Origin of the sequence: Neobacillus sp. SAB-20_R2A (assembly GCF_049568635.1) — a bacterium.
In the GTDB taxonomy this organism is placed as follows: domain Bacteria; phylum Bacillota; class Bacilli; order Bacillales; family Cytobacillaceae; genus Neobacillus; species Neobacillus citreus.
The window spans coordinates 493047-508519 of record NZ_CP145895.1 but is presented as its reverse complement, the minus strand read 5'-3'; the positions used below and the strand labels follow the sequence as shown (position 1 = coordinate 508519).

Annotated in this window: 12 protein-coding genes; 3 read left to right on the top strand and 9 right to left on the bottom strand. The window is 41.9% G+C overall.

Annotated elements, in window-relative coordinates:
• The first annotated feature begins 141 nt into the window (after nucleotides 1-141).
• On the top strand, nucleotides 142-2382 hold the full coding sequence (locus V5M37_RS02520) for a PQQ-binding-like beta-propeller repeat protein (protein ID WP_423800615.1): 2241 nt from the start codon (nucleotides 142-144) through the stop codon (nucleotides 2380-2382).
• A gap of 58 nt (nucleotides 2383-2440) precedes the next feature.
• Here V5M37_RS02520 and V5M37_RS02515 read toward each other — a convergent pair whose 3' ends face one another.
• From V5M37_RS02515 to V5M37_RS02485, 7 genes are all read right to left on the bottom strand, one after another.
• Nucleotides 2441-3589, bottom strand: coding sequence for a PQQ-dependent sugar dehydrogenase (locus V5M37_RS02515; protein WP_423800614.1), 1149 nt, complete (start codon nucleotides 3587-3589; stop codon nucleotides 2441-2443).
• Nucleotides 3590-3798: 209 nt separating this feature from the next.
• Nucleotides 3799-6000: a DEAD/DEAH box helicase gene (locus V5M37_RS02510; RefSeq protein WP_423800613.1), complete on the bottom strand. Its 2202-nt coding sequence runs from the start codon at nucleotides 5998-6000 to the stop codon at nucleotides 3799-3801.
• Nucleotides 6001-6158: 158 nt separating this feature from the next.
• On the bottom strand, nucleotides 6159-7652 hold the full coding sequence (locus V5M37_RS02505) for a hypothetical protein (protein ID WP_423800612.1): 1494 nt from the start codon (nucleotides 7650-7652) through the stop codon (nucleotides 6159-6161).
• A 72-nt stretch (nucleotides 7653-7724) separates the two neighbouring features.
• A complete protein-coding gene (locus V5M37_RS02500) occupies nucleotides 7725-8288 on the bottom strand; it encodes a hypothetical protein (protein WP_423800611.1) in 564 nt (187 codons plus the stop codon).
• 744 nt (nucleotides 8289-9032) lie between these two features.
• The gene (locus V5M37_RS02495; protein ID WP_423800610.1) at nucleotides 9033-9449 is read right to left on the bottom strand and encodes a hypothetical protein; all 417 of its coding nucleotides are present in this window, start codon (nucleotides 9447-9449) and stop codon (nucleotides 9033-9035) included.
• Between the two features lie 152 nt (nucleotides 9450-9601).
• Nucleotides 9602-9973 carry a hypothetical protein gene (locus V5M37_RS02490; RefSeq protein WP_423800609.1) on the bottom strand — a complete coding sequence of 124 codons (372 nt, stop codon included), beginning with the start codon at nucleotides 9971-9973 and terminating at the stop codon, nucleotides 9602-9604.
• 24 nt (nucleotides 9974-9997) lie between these two features.
• Nucleotides 9998-10516 carry an acyl-CoA thioesterase gene (locus V5M37_RS02485; RefSeq protein WP_423800608.1) on the bottom strand — a complete coding sequence of 173 codons (519 nt, stop codon included), beginning with the start codon at nucleotides 10514-10516 and terminating at the stop codon, nucleotides 9998-10000.
• A 389-nt stretch (nucleotides 10517-10905) separates the two neighbouring features.
• On the opposite strand from V5M37_RS02485, the gene yedE reads away from it, so the two are divergent.
• Together yedE and V5M37_RS02475 are read left to right on the top strand one after the other, a co-directional pair.
• Complete coding sequence (yedE, locus tag V5M37_RS02480) at nucleotides 10906-12135, top strand: selenium metabolism membrane protein YedE/FdhT (protein WP_423800607.1); 1230 nt, start codon at nucleotides 10906-10908, stop codon at nucleotides 12133-12135.
• A gap of 69 nt (nucleotides 12136-12204) precedes the next feature.
• Nucleotides 12205-12381, top strand: coding sequence for a sulfurtransferase TusA family protein (locus V5M37_RS02475; RefSeq protein ID WP_284037878.1), 177 nt, complete (start codon nucleotides 12205-12207; stop codon nucleotides 12379-12381).
• A gap of 52 nt (nucleotides 12382-12433) precedes the next feature.
• Here the strand turns inward: V5M37_RS02475 and V5M37_RS02470 are convergent, their stop codons facing one another.
• Complete coding sequence (locus V5M37_RS02470) at nucleotides 12434-12910, bottom strand: peptidoglycan recognition protein family protein (RefSeq protein WP_423800606.1); 477 nt, start codon at nucleotides 12908-12910, stop codon at nucleotides 12434-12436.
• A 10-nt stretch (nucleotides 12911-12920) separates the two neighbouring features.
• The gene (locus V5M37_RS02465; RefSeq protein WP_423800605.1) at nucleotides 12921-15329 is read right to left on the bottom strand and encodes a tetratricopeptide repeat protein; all 2409 of its coding nucleotides are present in this window, start codon (nucleotides 15327-15329) and stop codon (nucleotides 12921-12923) included.
• Nucleotides 15330-15473: the final 144 nt, after the last annotated feature.

Genomic DNA, 15473 nt, shown 5'->3' with positions numbered 1-15473 from the left:
CTCTTACCAATTTAGTTATAAGTATATCATGAAACACGGGGACGGTTCTTTTGCTTCAGAAGCAAAAGAACCGTCCCCGTGCATCCTTTTACTCATTTACGGGAAAATTACTGTAAAAGATTTGAAAGGAGTGATAATTAATTGAAGAAGATTGGTTGGATTTTTATTACGTTATTTATGTTGATTTTTGCCGGGTGCACAACTGCGCACAAGCCTGAGAAACAGCATCAGACGCAGTCTGAAGCAAAGAAAGAAAATAAGGGCGAGGACAGCAAGCCTGGAGCTAGTGATAATCAAACAAAAGATCAACTGGCCGGCACCGATTATAATGCCTATCAGCATATGACTTACAAGGGAAAGGTTGCTCCCAAGTTTGGAGCGGATGAGCTGGCCGCCCCGCCATCAGGGAATTGGCTCACAAACGGCGGAGATATTCGCAATAGCAGATACTCCCCTCTTGATAAAATCACTGCTGATAATGTAAAAAATTTAAAATTAGAATGGGTCACAAGCTTAGGTTCCGGGACTGAGTTCAAATATTCAGGTGAGGGGACCCCGCTTGTTTATGATGGCGTCATGTTCACGATTACAGGAGCCAATCAGGTTCAGGCACTTGATGCTAAAACCGGAAAAATGATTTGGGAATATCGGCCGCAGATACCAAGCGGCATGAATACTGTCTGCTGCGGATGGTTAAGCCGAGGTGTCGCTTTAGGGGATGGAAAAGTCTTTGTCGGATTACTGGATGCCAGACTGGTGGCTTTAGATCAAAAAACGGGCAAAGTGGTTTGGGAAACCAGGGTCGATGATTGGGAAAAAGGCTATACGATTACAAGTGCGCCGCTCTATTATGATGGAAAAGTCTATACGGGGATTGCCGGCGGTGAATATGGAATCAGAGGGTACGTAGCCGCTTATGACTCCGAAATTGGCAGACAAATTTGGCGGAGTTATACGCTTCCTGCTCCTGGTGAAAAAGGAAGCGAAACATGGCCAAACGGCAGCAAGGACTGGCTGACCGGCGGAGCGCCGATATGGAACACTCCAGCGGTTGACCCTGAATTGGGGATGATTTATTTTGCATCTGGGAATACCTCCCCAGACCTGAACGGCAGCAATCGGGAAGGAGATAACTTATTTGCCAACTCTGTTCTCGCACTGGATGCCAATACAGGAGAATATAAATGGCACTTCCAGGAGGTGCATCATGACATTTGGGACATGGACCCGGCCAATCCCGTCGTTTTATTTGATGTAAACATGAATGGACAAATGCGTAAAGGAATTGTCCAGGCCGGGAAAACAGGATGGCTATATATTTTGGACCGGACAAACGGGAAACCGCTGATTGGCATTGTGGAAAAACCGGTACCGCAAAATACCAATCAAAAAACATCACCAACTCAGCCGTTCCCAATTGGCGACGCATTTGTACCGCAAGCCGTGACGGAAGAAGACGTAAAACGCGATTTGCCGAAGGACTTTAAAGGTGACATTGGCAGTATCTTTACTCCTTTCTGGGATAAGCCCGTCACTCTGAAACCATCTCCGCAGGGAGGAGCCAACTGGCCGCCATCTGCGTATAACCCGAACACAGAGTATTTTTACGTAATGGCTAATGACAATTATTTTGCCTATGCCCATTATGCAGAAGAGGAAAAGGACCGATTCTCCGAGGGGAAAGAATATATCGGCAGCGTCTGGCAGCCGGTGAAAAATTCACCAAGCCGCGGCACGGTGACCGCTCTTGATGTTAAGACAAATAAAATTGTCTGGCAAAAGAAATGGGATGCCATCGCCTACAGCGGTTTGTTAACAACAAAAGGAAACCTGTTATTTACCGGTCATAATGATGGACGGATTATTGCCTACGATGCTTCTAGGGGCGATCAATTATGGGAGTTTAAAATGGATGCCGGTGCAAACGCCCCGCCGATTACTTATGAAGTCGACGGAAAGCAGTATATCTCCATCTATGCTGCCGGAAATACACTGGCCGGAACAAAGCATGGCGATAAGATCTATACCTTCTCATTGGAGGGAAAATACGGATCGGTTAAAGATATCCCTAAAAATAAAATCAATACCTCTCCAGTCAAGCAGAATGTGAAGGAAAAGCAGCAGGCTAACAAAACGAAAAAAGAAACCTCGGGCACTGCCTCTGGTGAAGCGGTCTACAAAAACAACTGCATGGCCTGCCATGGCGAAGCAGGGACAGGTGGACACAATGGTCCAAATTTACAACAGACCAAAATGGACAAGGCTGCGATTATTAGACAGGTAGAGAATGGTAAAGGCCAAATGCCGCCATTTAAAGATAACTTAACGACGAAAGAAATTGATGCAGTCGCTGATTATGTAAAGAGCCTGGGCGGCGGATGATAGCTGTCCGAGAAACAAAAAAGGTAATCGGCCTGTTTTAATGGACGATTACCTTTTTTTAGTTGGCAGATGCTTTTTCTGTTAAGGAAATATGAATTAACCGGTCATCTTTATCAGTCGGATTTCCGCGTTTGTCACGGTTACTAGTAATTGTATACAATTCATTGTGATCAACCAGCACATCCCTTAATCTTCCTGCCTCACTGTAAAACTCTTCAAATTTCTTGCTGGCAAGGTCATACGTAAAGATTTTCTTTCCGGCTAAGGAAGCAACAAAGAGCTTTCCATCATTAAAAGCCATACCTGATGGCGCCCACGTTTGATCACCGGATTGAAGAATCGGCTTCATCATGCCTTGCACCTCTTTATCTCCTTGTGCAACAGGCCAGCCATAGTTTTTCCCGGCTTGAATCAGATTAATTTCATCATGCCCTGATTCCCCATGCTCTGAACTATACAGGTTTCCATCCTGATCCCAAGCCAATCCCTGTGGGTTACGATGGCCATAGGAGTAAATATAAGAATTTTTATATGGGTTATCTGCTGGAACATCCCCATTCACGGTCATTCTTAAAATTTTTCCGGCTAAGCTGTCAAGATTTTGGGCGTTCGCCGATTTGCCGATATCACCTGTAGTCGCGTACAGCATGCCATCCGGGCCGATTTTAATTCGGCCGCCGTTATTAACCTCGCCGCCAGGAATTTTATCCAAGAGAACCTTGTCTTCCTGCCACGTCTTATCTTCAAGCTTGAGTGAAATAATCCGGTTCAGGGTCTCGCCATCTTTCTGATAGCTGTGAAAAGCAAATGCTTTCTTTGTTGTTGCAAAATCAGGTGCTAACGTAAACCCAAGGAAACCGGCTTCCCCTTTATTGAAAATCTTCTCAGAGGTCTTTACATTCTGAACATCTACCAAGCCGAGGTCACCATTTATTTGAATGACCGACCCTTCCCGCTGGCTTAGGAAAAACAAACCGCCATTCTTATTAATCGTCCATGGGATATACAAATGATTCGCATTCACACTGCCATCATCGGATACTGCAACCTCGACTGCCTTATTCATTACCTCGCTTGCATCCTGCTGTAAGGAACCCTGTTTTTGGCCAGGATCTTTTGCATCATCTTTATCTTCCCAAAACACCGCATACCCAAGCCCAGCTGCCAAAGCAACACTCAACACACTAAAACCTATTAACTTCTTCAAAATACCACCTCAAAAATATAATTTACACCAACAGTTTAGACATATTTCAGACTATTTAAACAATGGAGAATGGATTGAAGCATGGGTGAAGCATAGGGACGGTTCTCGTGCATCAATTGCGTTGGGACGCAGGGACGTTTCTTGTGCATCAATCGCACGAAAAAAGGACGGTTCTTCTGCTTTTGAGGCAGAAGAACCGTCCCTGTGCATCATTTTTGTTTTAACAAGAATTCGCAAATTTTACTGGAGTTTAGTCTAGCCGCCACATAAGGGGGATGGATTTCTCTGGCACCTTCGAGCGGGAGTCCGAGCCACAAAACCTTTTCGTCGAGCATGACAAACGGAAACGGAAAGTTCTCTTCCTGGTCTGAAATAACGGTTAATTTCACCCGTTCGCTCCTTTTCATTAGCTGCCCCTTCCATTCTTCCGTTAACTCGGTCCCCTTCGGCAAGGAGATGGTAAGCGATGCCTTTACCGATTTCAGGTCCCGAAAAACAGCTTCCAATTTTAGTGCATGAATCCATCTTAATTTAGGGTGTTGGCTGCGAATCCATGAACCAATTTCCTTCGTCGTGACCGTTTGATTGCGCCTGACCTGATAGTCAACGAGCTGCCTTAGCGTTTTTCCTGAGTAAACATGTTTTTGGATAAAATCTCGATTACTGACGTGAAGAAATTTCCCCTTCGTTCTCGTAATCGCGACATTAATGAGACGTTCACTGTCTTTGCCGGTTAAGAGCATTCCAGCCCTGTCCTGCGGGGCACTGTCGACGGTATCAAAGATCATCACATCCCGTTCACTGCCCTGGAATCGGTGGACAGTGGCCGCAATAATATCCGCTTTGCCGAGCTCATTCGTGTATATCTCTTCAAGCAGCAATTCCATCAGATTCGCCTGCGCCCGGTATGGTGTCACATACCCAATCGATTTAGCCCCGTCCAGGTATGCTTCATGAATCAATTGAAAAGACAATAGTAGCTGCCATAGGTTGAATCTTGAATTAGTCGCTTTATCACTCATACAATGTAAGCCCGTGAAACTTGTATCCACAAGCTTGGCAGCCTGCTCTTTAAAGGGGGCAAGGCTTGTGATTCTGTTCCTGCTTTTATAGACACTCTCATGATCCCCAACCAGTGAATGATAGATATACTTGTTGGTAAAGGCAGAAATATCGGGGTGCATCCTCCGCTGTTCTTTTAATAAAAAAACTTGCGGGTGAAGCTTCCCTTCTTTCAGGGATTCTACAACCCCAGCATGATGGAACACATCCTCTTTCAGGCATTTGGCCACAAGCGGATCCCGGCTTGAAGCAATCGGAGGCAATTGTTTAAAGTCCCCGCAAATAATCACCCGATGACCCAGTGCAGCCGCAAAAGCAGCCTGCGGCACATAGGCCATACTGGCTTCATCGAGGACGACGACGTCATACTCTTGCTCATAAACGGCGCTGTCACTGGCTGCCTTTGCCAGCGTCGTCCCGATAATGGACGCCTCTTTTACTAATTGGACTTCTTTCTTCCGGACTTTTTCGAGAACCCTGGCAATTTGTGTTTCAAGCTCAAGCAGATGATCCGAATCTCGTTTGCTAAAAGAATGGGCCAAATCCTGCTTTAAGTTACGTCTTTCTTCTATTAGTCTCTCTCGATCCTGGGCTAGGAGCGGGTCCTCCTTTTCAATGAGCAGACCTGTGGTAATTTCGTGATGGGCAGACAGCGTATCACCGCCACCTCCACCGTAGCGGAGCACATCCCCTTCCCGGAATCGATTTTTTCTTTTAATAAAATCAGTCAGTTCGCCCATTAAGACATCAACAGCTTGATTGCTATGCGACAGAATTAGCACCTTTTTCTGCTGAAAATATTTGTTGGCTGCCGTTCTGGCCAAGGTGTAGGTTTTTCCGGTTCCCGGAGGACCCCAGACGAACGTGACGGGATTGTATTTTGACCGCAACACCACTTCGTGGACATTGCTCTTAATCTTGTCTGCCGGATGCTTGGTTTCCATCGAAGGATTCATCAATCTTTTCACTCTCAGCCGCTTTTGCTTGTTTTTTTTGATTTCATCCAAGCGTTCGATTAATTGCTCGAGCAGTTCCCAGGGATCATGTAGCAAAAAGGCATCGGAGATGAGGTCGCCAAAACTTTGCTCCAATGCAAGAATGACCCCCCTGCCCTCGGAAGAAAGCACCTTTCCGCTGCTTTTCATCGCGCCCCATTCCAACCTAATCGCCGAACCAACGGGTATCCTTAATGGGATGGCTGTATCAAAATAATAGCTGTAAGTGTCATCGTTTGATAACAGCCTGCCATTTGTCACAATATAACGGCTTCCACCGAACTTTTTTAAATGGTTAATCTCTTGTTGTAAGGCTTGCTGCCACTCTTTTAGATAGGTTTTGGTTGTTGTCATTTGCTACCCCTTTGTCCTTGCTGGCTCCTGAAACACATGGACAGTTCTGCTGCCTCAGAGGCAGCAACCGCCCCTTTCATCATACAAATGTAGAAAGGACAAATCAAAATGATTTGTCCTTTCCCTTTATATATTCGCGCAATGATTTGACTTAATCATTATGGATTAATGACTTCAAAGCCCATTCGGATAGCGGGGATGCCGCTTCCTGGGTGGTCTTGTTGATAGGTTAATTGAGGAGCTAGGTAGATATCAGGCTGCAGTTGCTTGCCTCGATAAATCCCTGGATAAAAATCGATGATATGATATCCTGGTTCACCCGATGCAATCATATTAACCGTCACACTTCCTGCCGTATTAAACCCGCAAACATACCCGAAGTATGCATTATCATAAGTAATATCAAAAGTGTTGTCATATTCTGTCCAGCCTACACCTTTAATTTCGATGGTTATAGGTGTTCCAGGCGGCCCTGATGATGGTGAAATCTTGACGATGGAAGGAGTGATGGACAAATATGTCTGTCCATAAGTCTTTCCGTCTACTTGCAAGTCTATCCGGTGAGGGATTCCACCTAAGTCGTCAGGGACAGGGAAGTCTTTCGTGAAGGAGCCTTGGTCATCTGTATTGACTGAAAAGAGATCGATTTTCTTTTCTCCAAAACCATTTCCCGAAACCCTGCTTCCTCTCATGGTATTAAAGATTATTTTGACGTTTTTGTTTTTTGGCAGTCCTTTAGCTGTCATTTTAACATTTTCCCCAACTACTCCTGAGGATTTATCCAAACTCACTTTTACTCCATCATTATTCTTTAATTCAGGCATTTGGACTCCGCCATCAGCACCCGTTGGCACTTTTTCAACATAGTTGTTCAGATCAGGTTTTTCCTCTGTTACCGTAAAATTGAATTTAGGAACTGGTAAATAAGAAGTGGGGGCTTGCTCATGATTAACATATGGAATCCCCAAATAACCATGCCAAACGGTCAAAGTATGATCTCCAACAGGTCCTGACGCCCGTAGTTTGGCAACCGCCTTCCCATCTGTGGTAATGGCAGTTATTAGTCCAGTTAGCTTATTATCATATGTAAGCTGCCAGTTCCTTTCCATGACATCATATCCGATACCTTCAGCTGTAATGGTAATTTCGGTACCGATTGGCCCTGAGGCTGGGGAAATTTTAAAAGTAGGATTAATATGAATGTTTGTTTGGGCTATAAGCTTATCATCTTGATTCACATAGATGGTGTGATTTCCACCGTACCCGCTTGGTACATTAAAATCACCCTCTAATTCTCCCGCTGAACTGCTTTTTCCGGTCGTCAACGGAAGGACTTTGTCCTTTAAGGACACACCAATAAATTTATAAAGTCCATCATAATCATACTTTCCTTCGACTGTTCCCCATGTGAGAGTTGTTTCCTGGTTAGGATTTAACCCGTTGATTTTAAAATGGACGGGGGAGTTAACTTCCGCCTTTGTAGTGGACAGGGTTATTTTCCCTTGAAAAGCACTCTTTTTATCGGATTGTCCACTATTAGTCTTCTTTTCTACTGTTTTTTTTGTAGAGGCAGTGTTCCCACCACAAGCCGCTAGTAGAACGATGGTGGAAATAATAAGGATTATAATCGTAAATCTATTATTTCTATTCATAGTCACCCTCCATTAGAGTAAATCCATTTTAAGAAATGAGGAGTGTAATGATACTCCTCATTTCTTCCTGCCTTAGTTTCTGCTGTCAGTTACGGTAAATTTGTGATTCTTCGGTACCCATACATCCAGAACTTTCCCGTTTTTGCCGTTTTCCTTTACTTTAAACTGATAGTTGTAGGTTCCAGTTGGGAGATCTGTTTCAAATAGGCGGATTGCACCCACCCAAAGAGGGTTCCCGTCTTTATAATCTGCCCCCTCTTGGATCATAGGAAGTTCAAGTACCTTTTGCCCATTGCTGCTTACCTCTACATACACCGAAACTTGATCTGGTGAAAATGCAGTGTTGGATTTAATACCTTTAAGGAAAACAATTGTGTCGCCAACCAATCCGGTCGGATTTCCCTCTTCGTCCATCACTGGAAGTCCTTTGTCAAACTCATGGATATCCATGACACATCCTAATCCACCTGAGATGATTCCGTCTTTAGGTACTCCTCCAGGAAAAAATCCTCCATTGACAAAGGTAACCTGATTCGGCATAATCTTGGCCTGGCCTTCCGCATTCGAGCTAAATCCCGCTAAAGGGATTAATAGTGCTGCACTCAACCCTGCTGATAACAACCATTTCTTTTTCACTTTACTTGCCTCCTTAAAGTTTTTAAAATTTGATAAAACATTTATAATAAACCTTAATTTAAGAGGCTTTATATGCAAAAAAATACCTCTGATATTAAGGATTACTATTGTTTTTAGGCGGCCAAGACGTAAGACGTAAGACGAAGAGCGGATAAATAATCATAATTTGTTGAATCATTCATACCAGGTGCCAAAAACTTCATTCACTACTTTTCGTTATAAAGAACAAAAAGAGGAATCTATAGTTTCCTAATTATCTAGTTTTCAACTACACACAACTTAATTACTATTATAAAAGTACTAAATGTATACGCTTTTTATAAATTTAAAATTTTACATTAATTTCCATAAGACAAACAAAAACTCGGCTTTTTGAATAGTTTTGACAGGAAATTTTGCAGCGTCTTTCGCTAAATAGTTACCAAAATTCATTGTTTCCTGTAAATATAAACGTATATTTCAAGCCAAACTTCCAAGCATTGTAACAAACTCGCTTGAAATTGAAAACAACTTAGTAATCCTACTTATTGTCGATTTTCACTTTACCTTTTCCGATCGAAAACGGCGTATTTTAACTTTTAATAAATGATAATACGTTCATAGACATAGTTCTTTATAACAGAGCGAATGCTAATTATGTTACAACATCGTTCACCACATCGTCTTAATAAATTAAAATCCCATATACATGATGGCGGACAACCCTTTGATTAGATTCACCCTTTCATAGGATTGTCCGCCATATCATTCTTCTTCTTCTTCTTCCTCCTGCTCGTCCTCCTCCTGTAATTTATGGATTTCATCGGAAAGCTGCTCAAACGCTTGGAGTCGAAATTTTGCACTGGCAATTAGGTCATCGATGATTTGAATAAACGTCTCATAATCAATTCTATTTTCGCTGCATTCTTGAATCATCCTTATTAAATCTGCCTCATACAATTGATATCTCTCTTTAAACGTTTCTTTCTTCATCGTTAGAAAATACTCTTCATCTACAACGAATTCATTAAATATTTTTTTAATCAGCCGCGTCTTTGTCACTTTTATTTCTTCTTGATCCTGCTCACTTTCATAATGCTGCGCATCCTCATATTCCGAGCAAAGCGTCGCATAAATTTTCTCAAGCAGCTCCGTCGGCTCTAAATATTTTAAATTCGGCATCTCGAAAACCTCCCATATCTAGTTATTTCCAAATATCAACTGTCAAACACGGGAGTGATGCATGGGGACGGTTCTCGTGCATCAAATGCGTGTAAAGAAGGGACGGATCTTCTGCCTCATAGAGCAGAAGAACCGTCCCTTTGCATTAAATATTAATGGATTATAGTGGTACCTACTAATGCTGATGGATTTTCCCCTAATGCCAACTTACTAATGTTTGCATAGCTAAGTTGTTTGTATGAATTTAACAATTGTTTTAGTTCAGGAAATCTTTCGTCGTCTTTTAATTTTTCGATTTCCTTATGATAGATGGACAATACATACTCATCCTGGAACTGCGGTTCAAATTCACTCGGTTCCTCATCCATTAAAAGCGCGCCCATATATTGATAGCCATACTGCAATTGCCTAGTCAGCTGAATGATATTAATAAACTTTTCATAAATCGATGGTTTTGTTGTATGTAAGTTTGCTATGGCCATTTGTGCATCTTTTAATTCATCGTAATCTGATGATACTAACACAAAATAAACCTCCTTTAGTTTAATTTAGTAATCCCACGGTTTGTCGATGGTTAGTCTCGATACAAGTTCCTTATTTTGTTCTCTCTTTAATTTGCGGATTCTTTCACGTTCTTTTCCCGTTTCAAATAAATATTTTTCTTCCTCTGTTTCTGGAATAACCCCAGGCACCTCCACCGGTCTTTTGTTTTCATCTAAAGGAACAAAAGTAAAGAATGCATTTGCTGCGATTCGACGCTCTCCTGTTTCAAGATCTTCCGCAATCACTTTACAAAAAATCTCCATTGATTTTCTTCCTGTATAAGTGACAAATGATTCGATACAAACCGAATCACTTACTCGAATTGGCTCAAGAAAATTAACAGAGTCGGTCGATGCCGTTACACATTGCTTAATTCGCGTGTGCCTGCGGGCTGAAAGGGTCGCACAAGCATCCATCTTCTTCATTAAAACTCCGCCAAATAATGTATCATAATTGTTTAAATCATTAATTAGTACCTGATCGGTATGAATAATACGTGTTTCACTAACTTTCCTTGCTTCCACTTAAGCATCACCTTTATACAAAATATACTTACGTTACGTCCCTCTTATCTGGATAATTTTTAAACCTCGGACCTAATATGCCCACATTAAAATTTATCATGTAAATCTTATAGTAAATTCATTACTGCACTCTAAAGCATGCGAAATTCCCCTATGAATCTAGATATCGAATGTCTGATTTTTTCAAAGAACTTCCCAAGTTTAAATTCACTCATATCGCCTATAACGATTGATATCAATCGTATTCATCTATATATTGTATTGCATAATTATCAGAAAACAGTAACATTAGTGATATACGTCCTTTAAAAATGCCTGGTTAAGCCCTTGGCATTTTTGTTATGTATAAGTATATTTTTAAAAAATAATGATAGGGGTGTTGCAGCATTATGAAGCTTTATGGAAAAATCTTCAAAGAATATTGGAATCCCTATGTAGCTATTAGTATTGCAGGATTAGTAAGTGCATTGTACTTTGGCATTACCGGAACTGTTTGGGCCGTGACTGGGGAATTCACAAGATTGGGCGGGCATATTTTAGGATGGTTCGGTGTCGATGTTTCGGATTGGGCCTATTTTCAACTGGTCGGCCTTCAAGGGACTCCCGTCAGCCGGACAGATGGCTGGATTGTCATCGGGATGCTGGCTGGCGCACTCATTACAATTCTCCTAAGCAACAGCTTCAAAATCCGGGTTCCAAAACAAAAGAGGCGGTTGGTACAAGGTTTTATTGGCGGAATTATAGCAGGGTTTGGCGCACGTCTCGCTCTTGGCTGTAACTTGGCCGCCTTTTTCACAGGTGTCCCTCAGTTTTCATTTCATTCATGGATTTTTATGGCTGCCACTGCAATCGGGACCTTTTTTGGCGTTAAGGTTGTGAACACAAAATGGTGGCGAGGCAAGCCAACACTAATGAAAGGGACGATGAACCCAGTTGTTACCGAGCATGACCAAAAAAGGAACATCCAGCCTATCTTGGGTGTAGTCTTTGCCTGTCTATATATTGGTATCATCGTTTACTTTTTCGCAGCAGGCAAAACTCTTTTGGCGGTTGCATGTATAGCTGGGGCCTTGTTTGGCATTCTCATTGAACGCGGACAAATTTGTTTCACTTCCGCTTTCCGCGATTTATGGATCAGCGGCCGTGCCGTTATGTCAAAAGCCATTGCCGTCGGGATGATGATTAGTGTCGTGATAACATTCATCTATATTCAAAACGGCTCTGTTGCTCTCATCAAAATTGCTGCTCCTAGTACCGTAATTGGCGGGCTGCTATTTGGATTTGGTATTGTTCTAGCCGGCGGCTGTGAAACCGGCATGATGTACCGGGCAATGGAAGGTCAATTGTTATTCTGGGTTGTTGGTGCAGGAAATATCGTCGGAGCTACATTCCTGGCATACGGCTGGGACCACCTTGGGATTTTTCATGCCCTTGGGGAAAATTGGCCGAAGGTAAACTTAATTGAACAATGGGGACCTACAGGAGCACTGGTTGGTACAATGGCTATGCTGCTTGTTTGGTTTTTACTTTCAAACTGGTGGGAAAAGCGGTTCCGTTATGGGACTGGAATCAAACACGAAAAGAAAGAACGGATTTCTCACGTTACAAAGGAGGCATAATTCATGTCACAGGTGATGGATGTTAACTACACTTTAGATATTCGCGGCGAGCCATGACCATACCCTGTCATTTATGCGCTGGATGCGCTAAAGTCTATGAAAATCGGGGAAGTATTACAGGTCATCGCGGACTGCCCGCAATCATTCCGCAGTGTGCCGGAGGAAGCCGTCAAACACGGCTATAAACTTCTAGCCGAACCGAAAAAGGTTGGGCAGGATATTTATTTTTATATTAAAGTGGTGTGAAACACAGGGACGGTTCTTCTGCTTCGTGAAGCAGAAGAACCGTCCCTGTGCATTATTTTTTACTGATGAAATCACGGAATTGATCCATATCAAAGTTTTTCCCGGGGCATGTCTTGGTTGTCCCAGGTAACTCGCGATGACCTAAAACATCGGATACAGGGATATTGAACTCGTTCATTAAATAGTGACAAAGTTTTTTCGCTGACGATAATTGCTCTTTTGTCGGATTGTCGACATCAAAATCTCCAGTAAGACAAATACCGAGTGATACTTCATTATAATGATAAGCGTGGGCGCCTACATGGTAGCCTCTCCCCTTCAGAATCTCTCCGTTTGCTTCTATAAAAAAGTTATAGCCAATTCCACTCCATTTGCGTACCGCTTGGTGAAAGTGGTGGGTCTTATAAATATCCCAACCCTGTTCCTGAGCATGGTGAATAATAATGTATTTTATCTGACCAGAAATTTTTTTTAACGGTTCGGAAAATTGTAAATGAACATCCCTGACAAAGTTAGGTTCTTTTAACATGAAATCTCTCCTAGAAATCAAGAAACACCCCATCTGGGATAATGTCTTGATGATCGATTTGTTCACGGACCTTTACTGATTGGAGATACCGAAAATGCTTGTCTCCATAAATCTCTTTCTTTATTTCCAGACATTTTTCCATATATCCGGTTACGGCTGCCTGCTTACTTAATAAAAAGGATAACACAGCAAGATTGTGATAGACCTTTGCTGCTTCCGCGGAGGAGTCCCCTAAATTTCCAACCACGATTTGCAAAGCCTTTAGATAAAGATTTAGCGATTTCCGATACTTTCCTTGCCGTATGTATACGTTCCCTAAATGATTTAGAGCCTGGCTAAAGTTAATATGGGTCATACCAAAAACCTTTTTACCAAACTTAATCACCGCAAGACCCATCTTTGCCGCATCCTCGTATTCCTTTTTATGGTGATAAAAATAGACAAGACTGATATATGCTGCGGCAATCTTTCTTTCATCGTAATTCTCCGGCCTTTTTCGGATTTCAATTGATTTCAAATAGAGAGGTTCCGCTTCCTCTAGCCTGCCCATATCTTGATAAAGTGTCGCAAGGTTGTTGGCAGATAAGGCAACGCCAAGGTGATTTGCTCCCAAGACCTGCTCCCTAATCCTTAATGACTCTAAATATAATGGTTCCGCTTCCTCATATTTTCCCTGGTTATGAAAAATTGTCGCCAAGCCATAATAGGTTTTTGCTGTAAAGCTATTATTGGGCCCGTATACCTTCTCAGCAAGATCCACTGCTTTTCTAAACTGCTTTTCAGCTTCTTGATATTTTGTTTGTTTAAAATAAATAAAAGCCAAGTCATAAACAATGATTGCTAATAACTGACCTGCCTTGTCTGTTGGCATCGGGTCAAGATAGTTGATTAGCTGCTGATGCAGAGGAATGGAAACCTCCCACTTACCGTAATTAAAAAATCTGGAGTCCTCCGCTCTGAACCATTCAACAAACTCCTCTAACGGCATCAAATTCTTCACCGCCAAACTAAACCCATGGAAAAATGATTCATCCAGCCAAAATGAGGGCTTTTCTACCGTTGATTTGAACTCATATTGACTTAGCTGTGATGAAAAGTATTGGAATAAAAACAGGTTTCCTTCCATAAATTTATGAGTTCCAATATGGTTACGCAAGCTTTCACGCATCAAAGAATGCATTTCCCATCTTCCATCAGCACCCATTTTTATAAAAGAAAAATGAGTAAGGTCATCAAAATCATCCGCATAAAAGCCAATATCAAATTGTTTCACAAGCAGTGTAAATAACTCCCGGTCCCAGGAACGGGTGAGAGCCAACAACTCTAACGCCCTTCGTTCTCCCTTTGTCAGGTATTTCATGAACCGAGTGAACAGCTTTTCTACATTTTTCTCAAATTGGAAGTCTTCCTTAACGGGGTCCCGTTCTTTTGAAATTCTTTTAAATAAATCGACGGAAAGTTCAATCGAATAAGGCAGTCCTTTAGAGTAGCCCAATATCGTAGAGATGATTTCTTCTTGATAAATGCCGTGACGTCGTAAAATCTCAGCTCCAACTTCTTCTCCTAATGAGGTGAGCTGCGTCTGAACGATGACATCATTCCAATCTTTATCTTTCTCGGCCCATCGTAACCGTTCCCGTCCAAAAATCACCCATGTTATGCCTGGGGTGACTTGAATCCACTCCCGAATCCATTCATCTACGTAAAACTCGTCCCCTTTTAAACGCTGGTCTTCCCATAAAGCTTCATATGTATCTATAAAAATATAAACTTTCGCGGCATTTTTTTGGATATAATCCATCAAATCCTCACTGAAAATTTGCGGCAGCAATAAGAGGAGTTCAGATGCATCTTTATCAGACAACAAAGATAAATAGCTCATTTTCCTTTCATTTAAATACCTTGTTACTAATTTATGGCCTTTATGATATAAGTTATATATTTTAGGAACAAGACTAATGCCCGGAATTTCCTTTACGGTATTGATGACATCTAAAAGGAAGTCACTTTCATCTAATAGCGGGGCGGATGAGTCATTTAACGCGAGATTTGGGTATGCTTTATTCATGTACAAGGAATAGGCAATGTCAAAGAAAGCGAAATTTATTTTGTACTTTTTCCCTAAAGATTTTCTTAAATGAATAAGTGCATTATCAATTTTTTGGTGCTCCTTTGTTTCAAAATTTAGAATGCCAACCGTATCCAAGTTCTGTTGGATTCTTTTGACCATTTCCTTCCTGAGGGCTGTTTTCCCAATGCCTCCCACCCCATAAAAGGAGCGAACCTTATATGTTTCCAAGGAAAGCGGAGCCTGGCTATCCTCCCTAAAAAAGTCCAGTAAGATTTCTTCACGACCAACGAAAATATCACTAGACTGCTGACTTAATTTCTCCCCTAAACTCGGTCTCTTAAATGCCATACAACCACCCTATATATTAATAAGTATATGTTATTTATTATAACAGGATATGATGCATGGGGACGGTTCTCGTGCATCACAAGCAATATAAAAAAGGAGACGGTTCTTCTGCTTTTGAAGCAGAAGAACCGTCCCTTTGCATCA